This window comes from Paenibacillus sp. FSL H7-0716 (assembly GCF_038002705.1).
Lineage (GTDB): Bacteria > Bacillota > Bacilli > Paenibacillales > Paenibacillaceae > Paenibacillus_AQ > Paenibacillus_AQ odorifer.
This window is the reverse complement of the sequence record NZ_JBBODA010000003.1, coordinates 386,647-408,651: the sequence shown is the minus strand read 5'-3', so window position 1 is coordinate 408,651 and position 22,005 is coordinate 386,647. Positions and strand designations below refer to the sequence as shown.

The window sequence follows — 22,005 nt, the reverse complement described above, 5'->3', positions numbered from 1 at the left end:
TGATGAATAAAGTGGCCTTAATTACTGGAGCAACAAGAGGGATCGGACGTAGTATCGCCATGCAGCTTGGTAAGTCAGGTTATCTAGTGGTTGTAAATGGTACGAAACAAGTCTTAATTGATGAGGTTGTGCGCGAGATCCGCCAGGCAGGCGGAGAGGCGCTAGGGTACGCTGCTAATGTAGCCGATCCAGTCGCAGTCACTGCCATGGTAGATGAGGTCATTGCCCGATACGGTCGTATAGAGGTATTGATAGCTAACGCGGGAATTGTGCAGGATCAGAAATGTCAGCGGATGACGGATGAACAGTGGAAGACTGTTCTGGATGTGCATTTGAATGGCACCTTTTACAGCATTCAACGAGTATTGCCGTACATGCGAGAGACAGGTGGTGATATCCTGTTGATGAGCTCTGCTGCTGGATTAGCGGGTTCCGTGGGTCAGGTGAATTACAGTGCAGCCAAGGCTGGAATACTCGGCATGATGTGGACACTTGCAGCAGAGCTGAAACGTGACCAGATTAGGGTCAATGCGATTTCTCCAGCGGCATTAACGGATATGACCAGACCTATAATTGACCATCTGAGGGAAAAACATGCCAGTCGGAATGAACCTTTGCCTGACTTTTGGAGAATAGGTGACCCGGAGGCTATTGCTTCCTTCGTGACTGCATTATTGAATGAGTCCGACGCGGATTTAACCGGTGAAATCTTTGCTGTGAATGGATCAAAAGTGACAAAATGGGAGAAGCCTGCACCTGCATTTTCCGAGAATAGCATTGAGGCATTTTTTGCTGCTTGGCACCGTCAAAAGGGGACTGAATAAATGCTTACCTTCGATCAAGTTTGTTTTTATTATAAAAAAGGACAACCTCTCCTGGAGGATATTAGCTTTACGATAGACGCAGGGGAGTTTGTGGCGATAGTCGGGGCGAATGGTTCTGGCAAATCCACTATTGCAAAGCTCATGGACGGACTGCTGCTGCCGCGAAAAGGGACTGTACAATTTAAGAGCTTGGACACAGCAAAACCAACGGATCTTGCGGAGATTCATCAGCAAATCGGTTTTGTTTTTCAGAATCCAGAGGATCAATTTATCACCACAACCGTTATGGATGAGGTGCTTTTTGGTTTGGAGAATATCCGTGTGCCGAGGGAGGAAATGCGCAGCCGATTGGATCATGCCTTACAGGCCGTTCATATGGAGGATTATCTGGAGGCTATGCCACATCAGCTATCTGGAGGTCAAAAGCAACGTGTCGCTATCGCAGCTATATTGGCGATGCGCCCGCAAGTCATTATTTTTGACGAGGCTACCTCAATGCTTGATCCTCAGGGAAGACAGCAGGTTCTTTCCATCATGCAAGAGCTGCATCGTCACGGCCTGACCCTTATTCATATCACCCACCATATGGAGGAAGTGCTTGCAGCAGAACGCGTATTGCTCCTGCACCAAGGACGACTTGAGTTTGACGGCGATCCACTGACTTTTTTTGAAACCATGCCTGTTGCGGACTATCAATTACATCTGCCCTTCGCAGTGCGTGTACATACATTGCTCCATTCAGCAGCACCGCTAACAGCCGATTGGAAGGGGATAATTCGATCACAATGGTCTACCAATTAAAAAATCTAAGTGTGAACTATGCCGATCATGTGGCTTTGCGCAATATAAACTGCACTATTCCTGAAGGCAAATGGATTTCTATTATCGGTCCAACAGGCGCAGGAAAGTCTACCTTTGTCAAAGTGCTGAAGGGCTTGATTCCCACCGTAAAAGGAGACTATTGGATTAATCAGCAGCCTGCGAGCAGAGATGCTAAAGGGCGCTTAAAGGTTGTCACCGAGTTGGGTTTCGTTTTTCAATATCCGGAGCATCAGCTATTCGAAACAACGGTGCATAAGGAGCTTGCTTTTGCTCTGAATCAGCAGGGTGCTTCACGTCAGCAAATTACAGAGGCGATTGAAACGATTTTGCCACAAGTGGGTTTGCCTGAGGGAATTCTCCCCTTAAATCCATTCCAGTTAAGCGGTGGTGAAAAGCGCCGTGTAGCTATTGCCTCTGTACTGATGACAAATCCGAAGCTGCTGATACTGGATGAACCGACAGCGGGTCTCGATCCAGCTAGCCAAGTGTCTTTGCTGAGGCTATTAAAAGAATGGCAGCAACAAGATAATCACACCATCCTCTTCGTTTCGCATCAGATGGATGATGTTGCCGAATACTCAGATGAGGTCATGGTTTTTCATGAAGGTCAGTTAAAAGGGCATCATGATACCAGAACAATGTTTCTGGAAAAGGAAAAATTATTGCTGGAACTTGGACTATCCTTGCCTGAACCCGTACAGCTCTTGAAGCTAGTGGAGGAATTATCTGATCAGAAGATTGAAGTTGCCAGCTGTAAAGAGCAGGATATCTTCGAAGCGATTTTGCCGATTTGGCATTCGAGGGGGTAAGGGCATGGCTGATTCCGTATTAGTCGGTCAATATGTGGAGACACATTCGATTTTTCATCGTTTAGACCCACGTACAAAGCTTGTAAGTATCGTGATGCTGATGCTTAGCTTTATGATGCTTGGTACGGGGCTTAGTTATGTTATTGCAACCTTTTTTGTATTGGGAATGTTATTACTGTCTAAAGTTCCTGTGCATTTTTTTTGGCGAGGGCTGCGGCCGGTATTATTTATTTTATTGTTTACTTTAGTTTACAATGCCCTGTTCACCAAAGGGACGATTCTCTGGTCATGGTTTTTTATCGAGGTGACTGAAGAGGGACTGCGAATAGGATTACGTTTTGTATGGCGGATTATATTGCTCATCTTGTTAGCCTCAGTTCTAACCTTAACTACTAAGCCGCTGGACTTAGCTTATGGTCTGGAAAAGCTGCTTGCCCCTCTATCCAAATTTGGGGTACCCGTAGAACAGTTCTCTTTAATGATAGTGATTGCGATCCGTTTTATCCCTACTATCAAGGAGGAGCTTGATCGTATCCTTCTCGCACAAAAGGCTAGAGGTTATGATCTTACAGTATTATCACTGCCTAAACGGATATATGCGTACATTCCGATCATTATCCCTTTGCTCTTCACAACGATTCAACGTGCTGAACAGCTGAGCTATGCAATTGATGCGCGTGCTTATGGGAATGGTAAAGGGAGGACTTCTTTTAAAAGACTGCAATTTCAGCAAATAGATTATCTGGCAGGGGGAGCTGCCCTTTTAATTGCCGTGATTCTGCTTTGCTTAAAGATAGGAAAGGTGTAGATGAAGATGAAATGGAACACACGTATTACGGAGTTATTGCACATAGAATATCCTATTATTCAAGGAGGACTTGCTTATTTAGGTTATGCAGACCTCGCGGCTGCGGTTTCAAATATCGGTGGACTGGGTCAGGTCACAGCAATGAGTCTTCCGGATGCGGAGGCCTTACGTGCAGAAATACGTCGGGTACGAACACTAACGGACAAGCCATTTGGGGTTAATTTTGCTATCGGCATGCATGGGATTGGTTATGAGGATCGGGTGCAGGTCGCCATCGACGAGCAGGTTCCCGTGGTGAGCCTCACTGGAGGGAATCCAGCCCCTATCCTGGAAATGTTACAGCCCACCGATATTAAAACACTCGTGCTCGTCTCCTCACGCAGACAAGCCCAAAAAGCTGAACAGTTAGGGGCTTCTGCGGTTATTGTTGTTGGGCATGAGGGAGGGGGCCACTTAGGGCGTGACGATGTTGGAACCATGGTGCTCGTTCCGCAAGTGGTTGATGCGGTTAATATTCCTGTGATTGCTTCCGGAGGGATCGGAGATGGCCGTGGATGGATGGCTGCTCATGCACTTGGGGCTGAAGGAATTGAAATGGGCACTCGTTTCGTTGCTACAGTGGAATGTGTGCATGCAGCCGCTTCTTATAAAAAAGCTTTAGTAGAAAGCGCAGAGTCGGATACGGTTGTAATCAAACGATCTATTGGAGCACCCGCGCGAGTGTTACGTAGTGACTACATTGATCAAATTCTTGAAATCGAGCGCGTGACACCGACCTATGAAGCATTAAAAGAATATATCAGTGGTGCAGCCAACAAGCGCTGGATCTATGATGATATCAAAGAAGAGGGCATCGGCTGGGCAGGTCAAGTGACAGGAATGATCCAAGATATTCCTACAGTCGCGGAGCTGATCGGCAGGATGGTGAAAGAGGCTAAGTTGGTTCGCGGGATGTGGGGAACACAGGTTTGAATTTAAAAAAACACAGAGCGGCGATTCTCTCATTATTGGAGGGATCGCTGCTCTGTGTTTTAGGCTGTGGCTTGTAATTCTTTTCTACAAATGAAGAATAGTCAGTTCCTTAGGGAAGCTTGTTAAGGTCTCTGCACCTTCAGCTGTAATAATCAGATCATCTTCGATACGCACACCCGCTAGTCCAGGTACATAAATCCCTGGCTCAACGGTGAACACATTGCCGATCTCGATAATGTCATCGTTCTGTCCGTGAAGTGATGGATATTCATGAACATCCATGCCCAGTCCGTGTCCGACACGGTGTAAGAAATATTCTCCGAATCCAGCTTCTTCAATCACATCACGTGCAGCTTTGTCGACTGAGCCGAAAGGTGCTCCAGGATTGGAGGCAGCGATCCCAGCTTCGTTGGCAGCCAGCACAGTGTTATAGATAGTGACTAGCTTGTCGTCCACGGATTCAATAGCAAAGGTACGTGTAATATCAGAAGCATAACCATCGGCATACACCCCGATATCAAACATCAGGAAGTCGCCGGGTTGAATGACCCGGTTGCCCGGAACACCGTGAGGCAAGGCAGTTTTCGGACCAGAAAGCACCATAGTATCGAAGGAAGGACCGGAAGCGCCAACCTTTTTCATTAGATATTCTAGCTCTGTCACTAGATCGTTTTCTGTAACGCCTGTTTTTACGTGGGTAAGAACGCGGCGCAAGGCTTCCTCAACTAGCTCAGCGGCATGTTTCATGCGCTTAACTTCATCCGGGGTCTTTTTGGAGCGCATGCTGCGCAGCAATGGACCAATATCACTAAACCGTTCAGCTGGAACAGCAGCGGCTAGGTGCTCAAAACGGGCTACTGAGAAATGTTCCTTTTCTATGCCAAGAGTACCTAGCTTACTGCTGCCGAAACAATCTTTTAGCAGATTATAGGGATTATCCGTATCAGTGTGAGTTAGGATTTTGGTGACCGAAGAAGCCGCTTGAGCTGCTTCTGCATCCAATGCAGGCAGAATGAGCATAGGCTCTTCTCCGCGTATCAGCAGCAGACCCAGAAAACGTTCATGCGGATCGCTGGCGAAGCCGGTTAAGTAGTAGACATGCTTGGGATCTGTTACGAGCAGGGCATCCAGGCCCTCGCCCGCCATTTGCTGCGCTAAGCTTGTCAGAGCATTATTCATAGTTGGTGTTCCCCTTTCAACTTCACGATTAGAACTGCAATATTCCTATTATAGATCAAAAATAGACCAGACGCACCTGACGAACTATAACTATCGTTGGCTAATCATGACATGAAGCTTTTCTTAACCCTACTAGTTGGTGTAACATATCTTTAAATATACTTCTCCTAAGGTTAGGCTGAAGCTTATTCGGGTACGGTTGTTGAGAGAGGAGTGATTCTTGGAATGAGAGGAACAATCGCACTTGTTACCGGAGCGAATTCCGGTATGGGGCTGGCCACAACAGTTGAACTGGCTCGCAAGGGAGCTAAAGTGATTATGGTTTGCCGTAATCGCCAGCGGGGAGAAGAAGCACTTGCTGCCGCCAAACAAAAGAGCCACTCCGAGGATATCGAGCTCATGTTGTGTGATCTGGCTTCACTTGAGAGCATTCGCAGCTTTGCTGATGAATTCACTATGAAATATCCGATGCTAGACATACTTATCAATAACGCCGGGGTAGTCACGATTAAGCGTCAGCTTACGAAGGACGGCTTTGAGATGGATCTTGGCGTAAATCATTTGGGTCATTTTCTACTTACCAATCTGTTACTTGGGTCGCTGCAGGCAGCAGAGCAAGGCCGTATCATTGTGGTTGCCTCCGGTGCTTACAAGATAGGTGCGCTCCATTATGAAGATCCAACCCTCGCTCGCCGTTTTAATCCTGCAAAAGCCTATGCCCGATCCAAGCTAGCCAATATTCTGTTCACGCGGGAGCTGGCTTCGCGCCTTCACGGAACAAGGGTGACGGTGAATTGCCTGCATCCAGGAGCAGTGGGGACGAATATAGGTGTAAACCGGGAGACCGGTTTTGGCAAGTCGGTACTTAAGTTACTCTCTTACTTTTTCTTAACACCTGAACAAGGTGCCGATACAGCGATTTATTTGGCTACAGATCCTGATCTTGGAGAGGTAACCGGTCAATATTATTATCGAAGAAAGATTAAACAACTGTCTCCCAGAGCGCAGAATACAATAGAGGCCGAACGGCTGTGGCAATGGAGCCAGGAGCAGGTCGGCCTGAGTTAATTAACACATTTGGAGGAATTAAGGGATGAATTGGGAGAACAGCAGAATTGAAGATGCAACATCTGCAGACTTAGCAGCTATTGTAGATATTTATAACTCAACGATTGCTGGGAGGATGGTAACTGCAGATCTGGAACCCATTACTGTTGCAGACCGGGAGGAATGGTTTCTTGAGCATAATAGCCATCACCGTCCCTTATGGGTACTGAAGCAAGGAGATGAAATTGCTGCATGGTTCAGTTTTCAATCCTTTTATGGTCGTCCAGCGTATAATGCAACAGCAGAAATCAGTGTATACGTGAATGAAAAGTTCCGTGGTGGTGGTGCTGGCAGAATTCTTCTGACAGAGGCCATTGAGAAAGCCCCTAGTCTCGGAATTAAGAATCTAGTCGGCTTTGTGTTTGGACATAATGATCCAAGCCTTGGTTTACTGAAAAAGTTTGGTTTTGAAGAGTGGGGAATGCTGCCTGGTGTGGCTGAACTTGACGGTATAGAGCGCGATTTAGTCATTGTAGGGCTTAAAATCTAAAGCCCCAGATAAAACGCTTACATTTTGAGGGTTGAATTTAGGTTATCGGTGTCACAATCGACCCATTCTTTAGACCAACTCTGTAAGTCTCGGATGACTGATTCCAGGGCAAGACCTTTATCCGTCAAAGAATATTGGATCCGCACGGGGGTCTCTGGGAACACTTCTCGAAGAACGATCCCTTCCTGTTCCAGCTCTTTGAGCCGTTCGGAGAGCAGTCTTCCACTGATGGGCAATGCCGCTTCAATTACATTGAAACGTTGGGGTCCTTGAAGGAGCTGGTAGATAATTAAACCAGTCCAACGCCTGCCGATAATATCCATACTTTTTTGTAGCCGGGGACATAAATCATTGGACTTCATAGGGCTCACCTCTTAGTAAACATTATAAACGAAAAGACCAATAACTTAAACAAATTCCAATTTAATTTAGTACTAGAAAGGATGATGGACAGTGGCTAAAAAAAAGAAAATGCCTACCACACCTAGAGCCGCTACGAATGATGGTCCTGCTACGTTAAAAGACCTGCTAAGCAGTGATGTTCTAGGAAAGCTGAAGGCGCAATCTGATGCGTTGAAAGCGGAGGAAAATGACCGTAAAGAAGCTGCCCGTAAGGCAGTGGAAGATCAGCGTAAGGCTGAGCAGAAGCGGTTGGAGAATGATTTTGCACATCTGCTGGAGAACAGTAATCAGGATTGGAAGAAATATAAATAAATCCTATAGCTTAGCGCTAAAAATATGGCAGAGATTAAAAAGACACCCGTTAGGGTGTCTTTTTTTATGTAACTTAAGCAGATAAGTCTAAGTCTTAATTATTTTAAATTTAAGTATATGAAAGGGTTGACCCTCAAAGTAGGCTTAGGTATAATTTAAAACATTGCGAATGAAAATCATTATCATAAAATCGCATTTGTAAACTATTAAACAGATAAGGAACAACTCATGAAACTAAAATATTTGTCCCTACTTCTAATAGTATTTTCATTTATATCTTTGTTTATAGGCGTTAAAGATATATCCCCATTAGATCTCTTTCATCTTACGGACTCTCAAGCACAGACCTTGCTGGTAAGCCGGATTCCCCGGTTAGCCGCATTGATTATCGCTGGAGTCAGCATGAGTATTGCCGGATTAATTATGCAACAGCTGTCACGCAATAAATTCGTCTCACCGACTACGGCAGGGACGATGGATTCCGCGAAATTTGGTATTCTCGTATCCCTCATGTTATTCACAGGCGCAACGCCAATGCAGAAATTGCTTGTTGCTTTTGTTTTTGCACTATTGGGCACCTTTATTTTTATGAGAATTCTGGATCGGATCAAGTTCAAGGATAGTATTTTTATCCCGCTGGTCGGACTCATGTTCGGAAACATTGTAGGTTCGATTACAACATTTTTTGCGTATAAAAATGATTTGATTCAGAATATCTCGTCTTGGATGCTTGGAGATTTCTCAACGATTATCAAAGGCCAATACGAATTAATTTATATCAGCATTCCACTTGTCATTCTGGCGTATCTCTTCGCTAATAAATTTACGGTAGCCGGTATGGGCGAGGATTTCTCCGTTAATCTTGGCATGAATTACAAAGCGGTTGTTAACGTGGGATTGGTAATTGTAGCGTTAATCTCTTCTGTTGTCATTTTAACCGTAGGTACGATTCCATTTCTGGGTCTGGTAGTACCTAACATTGTAACGTTGTACATAGGGGATAACCTCAAAAAAAGTCTGGCACATACAGCCATTCTCGGTGCGGTGTTCCTCCTGTTCTGCGATATTCTGGGCAGGCTCATTATCTATCCATATGAAATATCAATCAGTCTCACGGTAGGCGTCATCGGTAGTGGTCTGTTTATCTACTTGCTGATGAGAAGAAAGGCGAACTAGTGATGAAGACAAAACTAACTATATTATCTATAAGTGCTGTCGCCCTCATCGTCTTGTTCATGACGTATCATGCTTTGGGAAATTGGGACTACGTTCTGCCCAGCCGGGGAAGAAAGCTGGCGGCCATTCTGATTACCGGAGCTGTGATAGCTGTCTCTACCGTAGTTTTTCAGAGCATCACGAACAATCGTATTTTGACACCAAGTATTCTCGGGCTCGATTCCCTGTACATGTTAATCCAGACGTTCGGTGTATATGCCCTAGGTTCATCGAATATGACCTTTATGAATAAAAACATCAACTTCTTGTTCTCGGCGTGTCTCATGGTCCTGTTTTCAGGCGTATTGTATAAGCTAATGTTCCGTAGGGAAGGACAAAATATTTATTTCCTGCTGCTGGTAGGGCTGATCATGGGGACGATGTTCCAGAGCGCGTCTTCTTTTATGGAAGTGCTTATTGATCCGAACGAATTCCTGATTCTACAGGGGAAAATGTTTGCCAGCTTCAACAATGTCAGCAGTGACCTATTGATTCTTTCCACCATTGTTCTGACGCTAACTACGTTGTATTTCTTGCGATTTGTTAAGTATTTGGATGTTATTTCGCTTGGAAAAGATGAAGCCATTAATCTGGGCATCAATTATGACTATGTGGTCAAAAGGCTGCTAGTTATTGTATCTATCTACGTTTCGATCTCGACGGCTCTAGTGGGGCCAATCACTTTCTTAGGTTTGTTGGTAGCTAATGTGGGACACCAGTTGTTCCGTACCTATAAGCATGCCTATCTGATTCCTGGAACGATTCTGCTGAGCATTGTTGCGCTTGTCGGCGGGCAGTTTCTGGTCGAACGTGTTTTTGGATTCAATACTACGGTTAGTGTGATTATCAATTTTGCAGGCGGCGTCTACTTCGTCTATCTGCTGTTAAAGGAGAATAAGTCGTGGTAGAAGTTAAAAATTTAACCAAACGTTATGGCGGAGTAACCGTCGTTGATGATGTGTCCTTGTCCATTAAAAAGGGCGCAATCACCTCGTTTATCGGACCAAATGGTGCGGGTAAAAGTACACTGCTCTCCATGATCAGCAGACTTATCTCCAAAGACGCGGGAGAGGTGCTGATCGAAGGGAAGGAAATCGGTACCTGCAAAAGTAATGAGCTTGCTCGTAAAATATCGGTGTTAAAGCAGTCCAATCATATTAGCGTACGCCTCACTGTGAAGGAACTCGTTTCTTTTGGGAGATTCCCGTATTCACAGGGGAAGCTGAGTCCGGAGGATCGGGCGTTCGTTGACGAAGCGATTGCTTACATGGATCTCCAAGAAATGCAGGATAAATATATTGATCAGCTCAGTGGAGGGCAACGCCAGCGGGCATATATTGCCATGGTCATGGCTCAGGATACAGAGTACATTTTGCTCGACGAACCGCTCAATAATCTCGATATGAAGCATTCCGTCCAAATTATGAAGGTGCTTCGCCGCTTGGTGGACGAGAAGGGGAAGACGATTGTGCTCGTTATCCACGATATTAACTTTGCATCTTGTTACTCTGACTACATTGTTGCGCTTAAAAATGGAAGAGTAGCCTCCTCGGGTACAGCCGATGAAATTATAGATTCTGCAGTTCTTAAAGAGGTATATGACATGGACATTCCTATTGAAACTATAGGAGGCCGAAAAATCGGTGTCTATTTCTAAAATGGTAACTATTACAATGCGGATATTATTATGACGTAACGTAAGAAGTGAAAGGCGCCAGCTTCTTAACGCATACGCGAATAATTCAAATAGCTTCACTATAAAAATTAGGGGTGAATACGTTGAAGAAGAACTTATCTTTACTGATTATGACAGTATTTCTTGCGGTAATCTTGGCGGCTTGTGGCTCCAATAATGCAGCAACTTCAAATAACAACACAGCAGCGGCAGGCAATTCGGAGGCTACTACTGCACCAACAACGGAAGCAACTACAGCACCGACAGAGCTTACTTTCAAGCATGCGCTTGGCGAAACAACTATCAAAAGCAATCCGCAAAAAGTGGTTGTTTTTGACTTCGGTACACTGGATACGCTGGATAAACTGGGTGTAGAGGTGACTGGAGTGCCTCAAAGTAATGTACCGGCTTATCTCTCTAAATATAACGATGCTAAATATGAGAATGTTGGTGGTTTGAAAGAGCCTGACTTCGAAAAAATAAACAGTCTTTCTCCGGACCTGATCATCATTTCCGGCAGACAACAGGATTCTTATGAAGAATTCAGCAAAATTGCACCTACTCTGTATGTGGCTGTAGATAATGCAAACTACATGGAATCTTTTACGAATAACGTGAAAATGCTGGGTCAAATTTTTGGAAAAGAAGCAGAAGTAGAAACTGAGCTTGCGACTATCAATGATTCCATCAAAGCTTTGAATACGAAGGCAACAGCTGATGGCAAAAAAGCACTTGTTATTCTTGCGAATGAAGGCAAAATCAGTGCTTACGGTGCAGGTTCCCGTTTTGGGATTATCCATGATGTGTTCGGATTTGCACAGGCTGATGATAAAATTGAAGTATCCACTCACGGACAAAGCGTATCCTACGAATATGTAGCGGATAAGAACCCGGATTATCTGTTTGTAGTGGACAGAGATGCGGCTGTGAAGAGTGATGGCGGCGAATCCGGCTCAGCTAAAAAAGCAGTTGAAAACGATCTAGTGAAGAACACAAATGCCTTTAAAAACGGTAAAATCATTTACTTGGATCCTAACTACTGGTATTTGTCCGGTGGCGGTTTAATATCCGTTAGCGAAATGCTCAAAGAAGTTGAAGTTGTTCTGTAAGCAGAGTAACTTGGTGAATTAAAAAGCCTGTTGGCAGGAGTAATACTCCTTGCCAGCAGGCTTTTTTTCGCTTTTTTCCATGGAATTACTGATATATTCATACTAGTTGCTAAAATCATCTGTAACTTTTTAGGCTGGGATACGTGGATAGGTTAAGGGGGGAGTGCATGAAGCGAAATTCATTGGATGAAATATATCAGATGTATGTAATGGATATTTACCGCTATTTGCGCTCCCTTTGTGGTGATCATTATGCGGCTGAAGATTTGATGCAAGAAACCTTTTATCGCGCTTATCTACATTTGGAGAATTGCAAAGAAGAGAAGATTAAGCCATGGCTGTTCCGTGTCGCTTATAACGCCTTCGTAGATTACAAGCGAAAGGAAGGCCGCAGCACAGTTCAGAGTGAGGATTTTTTCAAAAAGCTTGCTCATCCAGATACCACAGAAAGCACACTGCTTCATCAGGAACGTTGGGAAGAGATGAGGATAGCGGTAAGTGAGCTACCGGACAATCAGAGAAATGCACTGCTGCTGCATGATTTTCATGGGCTGAGTTATCGGGAAGCATCGGACATTATGGATGTGGGCTTGTCCCAATATAAGATATTGATCTTTCGGGCCAGACAGAAGCTGCGTGAGGCAGAGCGGAGGAGAAATGAACATGAGTGAAGAGTTTAAGGAGAAGTTAAGAAGGTATGGCGAAGGCACTCTTGCTGATGAGGATAGGGATGAGGTTGAACGTGAGCTAGAGAAGATGGAAGCTTACCAGGCTTATCTGGATGAACTCATGGGCGAAGAAAAGCCGGCTTCAGATGAGGAGAAGAGCATAAAATTCGGAAAGGGTAAAAGAAACAGACCCGGCAAAGAAAAAAAGATCATCCGCCGTGGCAAGTGGAAAGCACGCATATCAAATACTTTAACGGTGATTTCTGCGTTTTTGATTTTTTTGATTGTCAGCAGTATCATCACAGCGGTATTTTATGGCACTGGAGAAAGAGGAGAGACTTACCGTGATGTCGTTTCTTCCGCAATTGCTGTTTCACAGCCGAACACGATCGTCCATTTGAGTAGCGATTCCGGACCGTTTTTTAGTATGAATCTGCAGGGTGAAATAATAAAACAAATTGGTGATGCGCGGATTAATGTTGGAGATTATTCGATGAAGTTTCTATTAGGCTGGCCTAGAATCTATAGTTATTCATGGACATATGAACGCAGTGGGACAGGTAATTACTTTATTTATCCCATTGAGAACCAGTCTGCGGAAAATAGGATAGATGACAGCAGTGAGTGGGAAAAACTAGAAAAGCTCCCTGAAGGTACGGTAGGAGAAGCCTATTTGTCTTTTGAACAATTTTTTTCGACAGATGAGCTATTGAAGAAGTTTCAGCATAAAAATCTTGAGCTTTTATGGTTCGCAGCAGATACAGGTCCAAGGATACAAGAGCCAGTAATAAATGATCCCTTAGGATTTCCAAGTACGCCTATCTGGCATGCTGATGATATGAAGGTGACACAAGAGTCAAAGAAAAAGTGGGGTTGGTTTGGAGGGGGGACTAGCCGCACGAGTGTTTCTCCATCTGTTGACTCATATGGGGATGGTGAACTGCGTAATGCGAACTTCCTTAAGACACTGCACTTAATGCAGGAGCATAAATCGATCGCCAACAAGGTAATTCCGTTTATTGATCTGGATGACTCCATTAGTTATCTGGAGAAGAACGGAGTTAGGCTGTATGGAGCTGTCGTAACCGGTCCGGTTAAAGAACTGCTCAAGTTAAAGGAAGAAAAATGGGTCAGTAATATTCATGTTGAAGAAGTAAGATTATGGAATTGGCAGGATAGAGAGAACTGAGTCGGGATGCTAAATACTGTAGAAGGTAGTAAGCGTAAATGATTTCTTCGTAATTCCTTAATGGCAGCCGGATATGCTCTGTTTTACTGGGGTGTACCCGGCTTTTCTGTGTGGGAGAAGTCACAGAGCTTGCTTCTCGTTTAAGCAAATCGTACAATTATTTGAATATGAGATGAGTATGATAGATTAGGAGCTGAGTTATATGAAAGTAGGCGTGGTATCAGATACACATATGACAAGAATGGCTAAGTCTCTGCCCAAAGCACTTGTTGCTGAATTCCGGAATGTAGACTTGATTCTACATCTTGGAGATTGGGTGAGTATGGGAATCTACGATTTGTTGGCTGAATTGGCTCCAGTGGAAGGGATTGCTGGGAATAACGATGGAATAGAGATCATCGAGCGTTTCGGGGAGCGTAAGCTGCTAACGCTTGAGGGATTCCGGATCGGAATGGTGCATGGGCATACGCCACACTCCCGCAAAGGAACGGACGGGAATGCGCTGCTTGCTTTTGCGAATGATAAGGTGGATTGTATTCTTTTTGGTCATTCGCATCAGCCTTTATTGCGGGAAGAGAATGGGATTCTGCTCTTTAATCCAGGATCGCCAACAGATAAACGACGTGAGAAACTGTATTCCTTTGGAATTTTGGATATCGAAGAGGGTAAAGTCAGTGCCCGGCATGTGTTCTACGATTCCAAAGAATAAGAATAATTGTCCAAATGATCTGGCGTTCGCTCCATGGTGCACGGAACGGCTGAAATATACAATAACGTTAAAACGGCCCAAGCCGGAAAGTGAGCGCTGAGCATGAACAACTATCGTATTGAACATGTGATCTATGATGATTTGGAACGGCTTATCCCATTGTTTAATGAGTATCGGGTATTTTATGGGGCAGTCTCTGATCTGGATGGTGCGCGTGCTTTTTTATCAGATCGATTGAAGCTGAACGAATCGGTAATCTTTATTGCGGTGGAGGGAGATGGCGAGGAGAAAAGAGCGTGGGGCTTCACTCAGCTCTACCCCTCTTTTTCATCAGTCTCTATGGAGCGTCTCTGGATTTTGAATGATTTATATGTAACTACGGAACTGCGAGGACATGGGCTCGGCTCCAAGCTGCTGGAAAGTGCCAGAGCTCATGCGCTCGCAACGAATACGAAGGGCTTGTCCCTGACAACAATGACGGCGAATGTGGGGGCACAGCGTTTATATGAAGCGCATGGCTACATTCGGGATGATGACTTTTATACCTATAACCTTTTTTTCTAAAAGCTAGAGAGAAAGACGAGTAAGGGGCGTTAAAGTGGATACAAGTAATAAGTTGGCAATCTTTTTTGACCTTGATGATACCCTATATGATCATTTGGTTCCTTTTAAAGAAGCGGTGCGTCAAGTACTTAAACCGGATGAGAGCAGTCTGGACTTTGCGGAATTATTTTATAAAGTAAGACATCATAGTGATGTATTATGGCCTATGTATTTACGTGGAGAAATTCCGCTGGAGGAGACTAGGGTACGCCGATTGGAGCTTGCTTTTGCAGAGTATGGTCTACAGCTTGATCGTGACCAAGCCACGGCGGTACAAGCGGCATACATTGGCCGTCAGTACACCATTCAAATGATAGATGGAGTCCGGGAGCAATTGGAAAGGTTCATTGCTGCTGGTCATAAAGTAGGCATCATTACGAATGGACCCAAGGATCATCAAATGAAAAAGATTCGCGGATTAGGTCTGGATCAGATGATCCCCGAGGAGATGATTTTTATTTCTGACGCTGTAGGTCTGGCCAAACCAGATCCGCAACTCTTTTTGCATGTAAATCAGAAGTCTGGCACTTCACCAGACCATTCACTTTATATAGGCGATACCTGGGCTAATGATGTAGTAGGAGCGCTTGCGGCTGGCTGGAAGGTCTGCTGGTATAATCCGAGAGGCAGACAGCCCGCTACGGATCATGAGCCTAGTTATATTTTCACGAATTATAAGGAATTTAGCGAGTTGCCTTTGGTGCTGTAAAAATCTTGATCGGGAATTAATTAGGGAAAAACTCCCTGAAATTAACCGATTAGAGCTAGAAATTGGGGTTATTGGGGAATTCCTCCCTAATTAAAATGAAATAAGCAGGGTTATAGCCATATTCGGGTGATTTTTAGGGAGGTTTTCCCTAATCGAAGGTTTACCTTGAAAAAATCTAATGATTTTAGGGAGGAATTCCCTAATTATCAGGCTGCTGGGCGATGAACATCCCTCAGCCATGCCTAAGAACCATTATCTGCAACAAAAGAGCTTGCCCCTAAAAGCCAACAACGGCTTTATGGGGGCAAGCTCTTTTCAACTAAATTTAATCAGCGAAGCTGTACGTAGGGTCAGTCAGATTCATTCTTTCTTTAATGCCTGATGTGGCGTAGATTTTATTGTCATCGGTAATAAAGAAAGCTTCTACATCTTCAGGTAACGACTCTAGATATTTCATGCCTTCTTCGATCCCCATCAAGAACACCCCAGTGGACAAAGCGTCCGCATCTGTTGCATTAGGGCTCATAATGGTCAAGCTTTTGAGACCGTTCTGAGAAGGGTAACCTGTGCGTGGATCAAGAATATGGTGATAACGAACATTGTCTTGCATAAAATAACGTTCGTAAACACCAGAAGCATCGATGACCTCATCCGCGATTTTAATTGTTCCTAGCTGAGTGCCGCGGCTTTGGTCAGGGTCTTGCAGGCCAATATTCCAATCCGTTCCGTTTGGTTTCGTACCTAACGCAATAATACTGCTGCCGCCGAGGTTGATCATTGCACTGTTAAGGCCTTGCTCTTTTAAATAATCAGCGATACGGTCAGCAGCATATCCTTTGCCGATACCTCCAAGATCCAGTACCATATTTTCCTTCAGTAGCTTCACGGTCTTAGCAGCTTCGTCAATTTCAACGTCCCTGTAATTGGTTAGGCTCTTGGCTGCATCGATAGCTGCTGGATCAGGGACTTTATCCCCGCCACTACCGATGTTCCAGAGGTCGATCAGCGGACCAATCGTGGGATCGAATAGCCCGTCCATTTCTTTTGCATATTGCACCGATTGTTTTACAACATCTAAGGTCTCGTCCGAAACGACAACCGCTTCTTTTCCTGCTGCTTGATTGACTGCGTAAACCTCGCCGCCTTCTTTTGTACGGCTAAGCTCCATATCCATTCGCTCCAGCATTTGCTGAATATCATCCATATTTTTTTGGGCTACATTTTCTCCGAACACTTTGATATTCACGACCGTGTCATAGATATAAAAGGTCTGTGAGAGTGACTTGGCTTCACCTTTTCCTGAAGCTGTTGCGCCACCCGGTGTTTCAGTCGCTTTGTCATCCTTATTTTTAGTAATTAGCCAAGCGCCGACAGCTATGACGGCGATGAGGATAACAACGAGTATCAACGTCGTTTTTTTGTTCTTAAACATATTCCACCATCCATAAAGTTAGTTTCTAAAACACATTATTACTATCATACCCTAGATCAGAAGTTGATGGAAATTAATTTCATGGCATATTTAGGTACAACTCCGTCTGCATGAAAAAAAAGCCCCGCAATCTGATTCGGAGCAATGCTGTGAATATAGAGGTAGTTACTGAGCTAATCTAGCATGTATTCACGGTATTTGTTTTTACGAGGATTCATTACGAAAAGGATTCCCTTGGCATAACCGCTAACGGCTTTAAAATTTCGTTTGAGAGTTTCTTTGCCTGTCAGACAGGTTAACGTCCAGATCAATGCGGCATAATTCATAGGGGGTGCTTTACGTAAGTTGAGCAGATAATAATGATTGATGGCAGTAGCTCTTGCAACAACGCCCGCCTTATCCCGAGAACCCGGCGACTCATGATGAATGATTTTCATAGCGGGGTTAATGACAAGCTTGCCATAACGGCTAGCCAAATGGGACAAGTAAATATCCTCGGCAATGGAGTAACTTGTCATCCAGGGATAGGGTTTCATATCTTGTAATGCTGAGCGCCGGAATGACATATTACAGCCGTGAAAAAAATCCGTCTCAAAAACCTGCTCCTTCTCTCCCCAGAGGAATAGGGAGCCTGCAAACATGCTTGGGGATAATCTGCCCGGGGATCCGGACATTTGTCCGGTCAGCATGCCAAACAGCCGGCCCGGTTTGCTGCTGCGCATGCCTTTAGCCACCCCGCCTACACCTACAATTGAACCGTCCGCTGCATAAGTATCAAGTAATCGTCGAATATATAAGGAATCATCTAATTCTGCATCATCGTCTAAATGAAGCACAATTTCAGCATTTACTAGTCCAAGTGACTCATAACGGGAAAGCCAGAGCCCCGGATTAGTCTTACGATGATATCGAAACTCAGCCTGTGGCAATTTGTTCAGTATGTTACGATAATAGGTTAATCTTTCTTCAGGAATCTCACCGTCATCCACAATCCAGAGCTCGATGGAGACATTCTCTAGCTGTGTCTGCTTGCTAATAGACTCTATGCACACTGTAAGGTCGTTTATACGGTTACGGGTAGGTATCACTATAGATACATCATGCATATGGGGATCTCCCTTCGGAATTTCTGGTGTTAACTTTATTCTATCTGCCCTGAAGGGGAGCGTATATACCACTTTCGTTTACTTTTTGCTTTAACATTCACGTCTATAAATGTTATTTTAATAAAAGTTAAGTTTGTAATTTTGAGTTTTTAACTATATAATAGTAAGCGACATATATTTAGTTATTACTCTTATATAACAGCTACAAATTATCAATAATATTAGGAGGTTTTTTCGTGAGAATAGATATCTGGTCCGATTATGCATGTCCTTTTTGTTATATTGGCAAAAGACGTTTGGAGAATGCGCTAAGCCAATTTCCGAACCGTGATCAAGTGGAGGTAGTATTCCGTAGCTTTCAACTGGATCCACATGCAGAGGTAAGTACAGACAAGAGTATTCATGAGCTGCTGGCTACCAAATACGGGATGACCGTCGAAAAAGCAAAAGCAATGAACGCACAACTAGCGGAGCAGGCTAAAGATGTGGGTTTGGAATTTAATTTTGATACAGTAAAGCATACCAACACTTTCGACAGTCACAGACTGAGTCATTTTGCAAGCACAAAGGGAAAAGGTGCAGAAATGTCCGAACGTCTGCTGCGCGCCTACTTTACGGATTCTTTAAATCTTGGAGATCGCAGTGTACTGGCATCACTCGCTGCTGAAGTTGGTCTGGATCAAGTGGAAGCTGCGGCAATGCTGGAGACGGATGCTTTTGCGAATGAGGTTAATGGCGATATTGAAGAAGGAAGCCGCCTTAATATTACCGGTGTACCTTTCTTTGTATTCAACAATAAATATGCTTTATCTGGTGCACAACCAGGTCCTGTATTTACAGAGGTACTGGATACTGTGTGGGCGGAGGAACAAGCAGGACCAACGTTACAAGTGGTTGGTAAGGGGAATTCTGAAGTATCCACCGATGATGGCTGCGCAGATGGATCTTGCAATATTTAAAGTTTGGATTCGAGTAAAACAAAAGAGCTGAGGGAGCCCTCAGCTCTTTTTTGTTTTGATAAAACTGTTCTTTTGTTGCTTCCCACACTCAAAAACAAGCGCTCCCGATATCCGGAAGCGCTCGCCGCTGAATTGTGGTTTTATCTGAAAGATGTAACAAAGCTTGAGAATAGTGTACGTACATCGTATTGATATTGGTTGATTGGCTCGATAGGCCGTTCGATACCAAGTAGAGTATATACCGCAATTCTCGCTGCTCTCACGGAGTATTCTTCAGTGAATACAACGTCATCTGGAATTTCACAGAATTGTCCAATAAAGGCCAGGTTCGTGGAACCCTCAGGGACAACTTTTGGTCGGTCACTATTGAGTCTAGGCATGAACTGAGAAGTGATATAAGGCATCATGCAAGGAATACAGTTGGCGGTAGCCATGATCTCGTCCTTATGTTCTTCAAAGTGAAGATGACCGATCAATTCTTGCATGATTTCTTCGCCGGTACAATCACACATTCTCTTTTTCACGAAATCCCCAACTTTGTCTGGATACAGTCCGTAACCCCAGAACACTTTAACATGCTCAGGCTGATTGCGGAAATGCGGTTGGTAAGCCAGTACAACGGACATAAACCAGCTCGAATCCTTGAAAGTGACCAAAGCGCCTGTGCCGGCACGGTTACGTGTGAAATTTTCCATCAGATCGAAGAATTTGGAGTCATGGAAAGTTACAGTAAAGGACTCCCATTTCGAACCGTCTACATGATCATCGAACGAAGAAGGATTGCCAAGACTTGGTTTCTTAGAAGCGATGTTTTCCCATAATTTCCATGAGCTTCCTTTGCCGTTAAGGCGTGGAGCAGAAGTCATAGAACCAAGGCTGGAGCCTTCGGTCATAGAACCGTTTGTGATAATCACGAGATCATCTTCTTTTACATCAATCACATCTTTGACACCTTCGCGCACTACATTCATTTGGGTTACGGTAATTCCGTCACCTTTTTTGAACTGCAGATCAGTAACTGTACATTTCAGTGTGAAATCGACACCGAATGGTTCAAGATATTTGTGCAAAGGCAGAATGATGGAGTCATATTGGTTATAAGGAGTGCGAGTTACACCTTCCAGTGTTTGAATTCTTGGGAATTCATGGAAGAAACGAAGCATATATCTTTTAAACTCTACAGCGCTGTGCCAAGGTTGGAATGCAAAAGTAGTAGCCCACATATACCAGAAGTTGGTTGTGAAAAAGTGAGGGGCGAACCAGTCGTTGATACGCGCTTTTCCCATTTTATCTTCTGGTGTAATAATCAGCTTGCCCATAGCGAGACGATCAGCCATATCAAAACCCATGGACAATACATCTTCTACTTTGCCGTCTTTGTTTACAAGTCTGGCGTTTGAGTGTGTTGGATTAGCGGTATCAAAAGCAATAATTTCATCCCGCACAGACAACCCCGGACGGTCGACAGAAGGAATCGTTGTTAATAGTTCCCAGAGATTCTCATAAGCTTCGTCGTTGAGCATACGGCCGCCGCGGACAACGTAACCATGTTCAGCGTCACCTGCGCCGTCATTGCTACCACCAAGAATCTTCATCTCTTCAATAATGTGAATGTTTTGTCCCGGAAAATCACAGTCTCTGACCAGGTAAGCAGCGCCCGCTAGGGATGCAATTCCGCCACCGACAAAATAAACCTGTCTATTACCGTACTCTTTTTTCACAATGGTCGCCTCCAAGTAGTTGTTTAAATAATCACACTCTTAATGTAAACCAACTCCTATTTTGAAGGTATAATCAAACTCTTTAGAGTGTCTGGATTTTTGTCATTATGGGTGATCTGTCTAGTTTTTAGACAAAAAAAACCGCTGCAACCAAAGGGTTACAACGGATGGTTCTCATATTTGTGTAAAGCTTTCAGAAAATTTCCTTCAATTAGATCACTTAGCTTCTCAATCATATGGTGCGGTTGTTCCTTCATGCCTTCTCTCATCCACTGAATGATTAGGCCTGTGAAGGCTAGCGTGTAGAAATTGGCTATAAAGTGCTTGTCTTCTTCGCAAACCTCCATCCCGGAGGACAACTCGTTTATAACCCCCATGATGAGATCGTTTGTCACTTCGTACAGATATGCATCCAGGTGATTTCTGCCTAGTGAATTTAGCGTGTTACAGCAAAAGGATTTATTCCGCTCAATGTAGCAGAAAATTCTATAAAAACCGTCCGTCCAAGTGCTGTAGCTGCGATACTGGGCGAGGCTTTCGACAGCCTCAGTCTTATAGATCCAACCTAGCAAATCAAATATATCCTGAAAATGATAATAGAAGGTTTGTCTGTTTAGTCCGCAATGGTCCACTAGTTGTTTAACAGTAATTTTATTGAGCGGTGTATGCTCCATTAGTTCTTTTAAAGAATGGGACAATGCATTTTTGGTTAGAAAAGAATTGGACAACAGCGTTTCACCTCTTCCATTCAAGACTTCGATGCTCGCGTATACAGCAGACGAATACCTTCCGCTAATAAACCCAGTGCAAATCCGGCACATGAAAATAAGGAAAATGCGAGGAAGCCTGCGAGATCCTCCCAACCGGACATCTCTTTGTAGGTGTAGCCCAGCATAAATGCCGCGCCTATGATTATTCCCGCCGTACTAAATACCCAGAGCAGACGTGCTCCAAGCCAGCCTAAAGTGTTGACAATGCCAGCCACTACTACGGAAAAAAGAGCAAAGCGTAGTAAGAGTGTGGCATCCATTTCTTGGGCCAGCATCACAAATCGGTGCAGAGGGAAGAGAAGCCATAGCAGAATGGCATAAACGGTCATCCAGAGAAACCAACGTTTACTTTTGGCAGCAGGCAGGAATTTCATTTCATGCACACCTCTTTTCCCATAGTTCGAACGTTAAAAAG

General features: G+C 44.2%; 25 protein-coding genes. 18 read left to right on the top strand and 7 right to left on the bottom strand.

Going from position 1 to position 22,005, the window contains the following annotated elements; genetic code table 11:
* Nucleotides 1-2 precede the first annotated feature (2 nt).
* The 5 genes from MHH60_RS06530 to MHH60_RS06510 are packed head-to-tail and all read left to right on the top strand — an operon-like array spanning nt 3 to nt 4,235.
* Nucleotides 3-824 (top strand): SDR family NAD(P)-dependent oxidoreductase, encoded by an 822-nt coding sequence (locus MHH60_RS06530; protein ID WP_081389107.1) that lies wholly within the window; start codon nt 3-5, stop codon nt 822-824.
* A complete protein-coding gene (locus MHH60_RS06525; RefSeq protein ID WP_076137502.1) occupies nt 825-1,625 on the top strand; it encodes an energy-coupling factor transporter ATPase in 801 nt (266 codons plus the stop codon).
* Nucleotides 1,610-2,455 (top strand): ATP-binding cassette domain-containing protein, encoded by an 846-nt coding sequence (locus MHH60_RS06520; protein ID WP_076137500.1) that lies wholly within the window; start codon nt 1,610-1,612, stop codon nt 2,453-2,455. The genes MHH60_RS06525 and MHH60_RS06520 overlap by 16 nt, the downstream gene beginning before the upstream one ends.
* 4 nt (nt 2,456-2,459) lie before the next feature.
* Nucleotides 2,460-3,263 (top strand): energy-coupling factor transporter transmembrane component T family protein, encoded by an 804-nt coding sequence (locus MHH60_RS06515; RefSeq protein WP_076137499.1) that lies wholly within the window; start codon nt 2,460-2,462, stop codon nt 3,261-3,263.
* Nucleotides 3,264-3,269: 6 nt separating this feature from the next.
* On the top strand, nt 3,270-4,235 hold the full coding sequence (locus MHH60_RS06510; RefSeq protein ID WP_076137626.1) for an NAD(P)H-dependent flavin oxidoreductase: 966 nt from the start codon (nt 3,270-3,272) through the stop codon (nt 4,233-4,235).
* 84 nt (nt 4,236-4,319) lie between these two features.
* On the opposite strand, the gene MHH60_RS06505 is transcribed toward MHH60_RS06510, so the two are convergent.
* Nucleotides 4,320-5,414: a M24 family metallopeptidase gene (locus MHH60_RS06505; protein ID WP_076137498.1), complete on the bottom strand. Its 1,095-nt coding sequence runs from the start codon at nt 5,412-5,414 to the stop codon at nt 4,320-4,322.
* 225 nt (nt 5,415-5,639) lie between these two features.
* Here MHH60_RS06505 and MHH60_RS06500 point away from each other — a divergent pair, with 225 nt between their 5' ends.
* Nucleotides 5,640-6,482, top strand: coding sequence for an SDR family oxidoreductase (locus MHH60_RS06500; protein ID WP_076137497.1), 843 nt, complete (start codon nt 5,640-5,642; stop codon nt 6,480-6,482).
* A gap of 25 nt (nt 6,483-6,507) precedes the next feature.
* Nucleotides 6,508-7,011: a GNAT family N-acetyltransferase gene (locus MHH60_RS06495; protein ID WP_076137495.1), complete on the top strand. Its 504-nt coding sequence runs from the start codon at nt 6,508-6,510 to the stop codon at nt 7,009-7,011.
* Between the two features lie 17 nt (nt 7,012-7,028).
* Here MHH60_RS06495 and MHH60_RS06490 read toward each other — a convergent pair whose 3' ends face one another.
* The gene (locus tag MHH60_RS06490) at nt 7,029-7,373 is read right to left on the bottom strand and encodes a winged helix-turn-helix transcriptional regulator (protein WP_076128100.1); all 345 of its coding nucleotides are present in this window, start codon (nt 7,371-7,373) and stop codon (nt 7,029-7,031) included.
* Between the two features lie 91 nt (nt 7,374-7,464).
* Between MHH60_RS06490 and MHH60_RS06485 the strand changes: the two genes are divergently transcribed.
* The 10 genes from MHH60_RS06485 to MHH60_RS06440 all read left to right on the top strand — a co-directional run bounded on the left by MHH60_RS06485 (nt 7,465) and on the right by MHH60_RS06440 (nt 15,602).
* Complete coding sequence (locus tag MHH60_RS06485) at nt 7,465-7,725, top strand: YqkE family protein (protein WP_076137494.1); 261 nt, start codon at nt 7,465-7,467, stop codon at nt 7,723-7,725.
* A gap of 228 nt (nt 7,726-7,953) precedes the next feature.
* Entirely contained in the window at nt 7,954-8,901 is a 948-nt protein-coding gene (locus MHH60_RS06480; protein WP_076137492.1) for an ABC transporter permease, read from the top strand.
* Nucleotides 8,902-8,903: 2 nt separating this feature from the next.
* Nucleotides 8,904-9,848, top strand: coding sequence for an iron chelate uptake ABC transporter family permease subunit (locus tag MHH60_RS06475; RefSeq protein WP_036681842.1), 945 nt, complete (start codon nt 8,904-8,906; stop codon nt 9,846-9,848).
* Entirely contained in the window at nt 9,842-10,597 is a 756-nt protein-coding gene (locus MHH60_RS06470) for an iron ABC transporter ATP-binding protein (RefSeq protein WP_036681845.1), read from the top strand. Before MHH60_RS06475 ends, MHH60_RS06470 begins: the two co-directional genes overlap by 7 nt.
* Before the next feature lie 122 nt (nt 10,598-10,719).
* Nucleotides 10,720-11,724 (top strand): siderophore ABC transporter substrate-binding protein, encoded by a 1,005-nt coding sequence (locus tag MHH60_RS06465; RefSeq protein WP_269473479.1) that lies wholly within the window; start codon nt 10,720-10,722, stop codon nt 11,722-11,724.
* Between the two features lie 167 nt (nt 11,725-11,891).
* The gene (locus MHH60_RS06460; RefSeq protein WP_076137490.1) at nt 11,892-12,395 is read left to right on the top strand and encodes a sigma-70 family RNA polymerase sigma factor; all 504 of its coding nucleotides are present in this window, start codon (nt 11,892-11,894) and stop codon (nt 12,393-12,395) included.
* Nucleotides 12,388-13,581, top strand: coding sequence for an anti-sigma factor (locus tag MHH60_RS06455; RefSeq protein WP_076137489.1), 1,194 nt, complete (start codon nt 12,388-12,390; stop codon nt 13,579-13,581). The genes MHH60_RS06460 and MHH60_RS06455 overlap by 8 nt, the downstream gene beginning before the upstream one ends.
* Nucleotides 13,582-13,783: 202 nt before the next feature.
* Nucleotides 13,784-14,290 (top strand): metallophosphoesterase family protein, encoded by a 507-nt coding sequence (locus tag MHH60_RS06450; RefSeq protein ID WP_076137487.1) that lies wholly within the window; start codon nt 13,784-13,786, stop codon nt 14,288-14,290.
* A 102-nt stretch (nt 14,291-14,392) separates the two neighbouring features.
* Complete coding sequence (locus tag MHH60_RS06445; protein ID WP_076137485.1) at nt 14,393-14,854, top strand: GNAT family N-acetyltransferase; 462 nt, start codon at nt 14,393-14,395, stop codon at nt 14,852-14,854.
* A 34-nt stretch (nt 14,855-14,888) separates the two neighbouring features.
* The gene (locus MHH60_RS06440; protein ID WP_076137484.1) at nt 14,889-15,602 is read left to right on the top strand and encodes an HAD family hydrolase; all 714 of its coding nucleotides are present in this window, start codon (nt 14,889-14,891) and stop codon (nt 15,600-15,602) included.
* Nucleotides 15,603-15,927: 325 nt separating this feature from the next.
* Here MHH60_RS06440 and MHH60_RS06435 read toward each other — a convergent pair whose 3' ends face one another.
* Both MHH60_RS06435 and MHH60_RS06430 read right to left on the bottom strand, forming a co-directional pair.
* A complete protein-coding gene (locus tag MHH60_RS06435; RefSeq protein ID WP_076137482.1) occupies nt 15,928-17,034 on the bottom strand; it encodes an FAD:protein FMN transferase in 1,107 nt (368 codons plus the stop codon).
* Between the two features lie 173 nt (nt 17,035-17,207).
* Nucleotides 17,208-18,140: a glycosyltransferase family 2 protein gene (locus MHH60_RS06430; RefSeq protein ID WP_076137480.1), complete on the bottom strand. Its 933-nt coding sequence runs from the start codon at nt 18,138-18,140 to the stop codon at nt 17,208-17,210.
* A gap of 236 nt (nt 18,141-18,376) precedes the next feature.
* Between MHH60_RS06430 and MHH60_RS06425 the strand changes: the two genes are divergently transcribed.
* Entirely contained in the window at nt 18,377-19,099 is a 723-nt protein-coding gene (locus MHH60_RS06425; RefSeq protein WP_076137479.1) for a DsbA family oxidoreductase, read from the top strand.
* 140 nt (nt 19,100-19,239) lie between these two features.
* Here MHH60_RS06425 and MHH60_RS06420 read toward each other — a convergent pair whose 3' ends face one another.
* The 3 genes from MHH60_RS06420 to MHH60_RS06410 form a co-directional block, all read right to left on the bottom strand.
* Nucleotides 19,240-20,820, bottom strand: a complete 1,581-nt coding sequence (locus MHH60_RS06420; RefSeq protein WP_076128088.1) for an oleate hydratase — start codon at nt 20,818-20,820, stop codon at nt 19,240-19,242.
* A gap of 158 nt (nt 20,821-20,978) precedes the next feature.
* Nucleotides 20,979-21,572 carry a TetR/AcrR family transcriptional regulator gene (locus tag MHH60_RS06415; RefSeq protein ID WP_232061171.1) on the bottom strand — a complete coding sequence of 198 codons (594 nt, stop codon included), beginning with the start codon at nt 21,570-21,572 and terminating at the stop codon, nt 20,979-20,981.
* Nucleotides 21,569-21,964: a hypothetical protein gene (locus tag MHH60_RS06410; RefSeq protein WP_076137477.1), complete on the bottom strand. Its 396-nt coding sequence runs from the start codon at nt 21,962-21,964 to the stop codon at nt 21,569-21,571. The genes MHH60_RS06415 and MHH60_RS06410 overlap by 4 nt, the downstream gene beginning before the upstream one ends.
* Nucleotides 21,965-22,005: the final 41 nt, after the last annotated feature.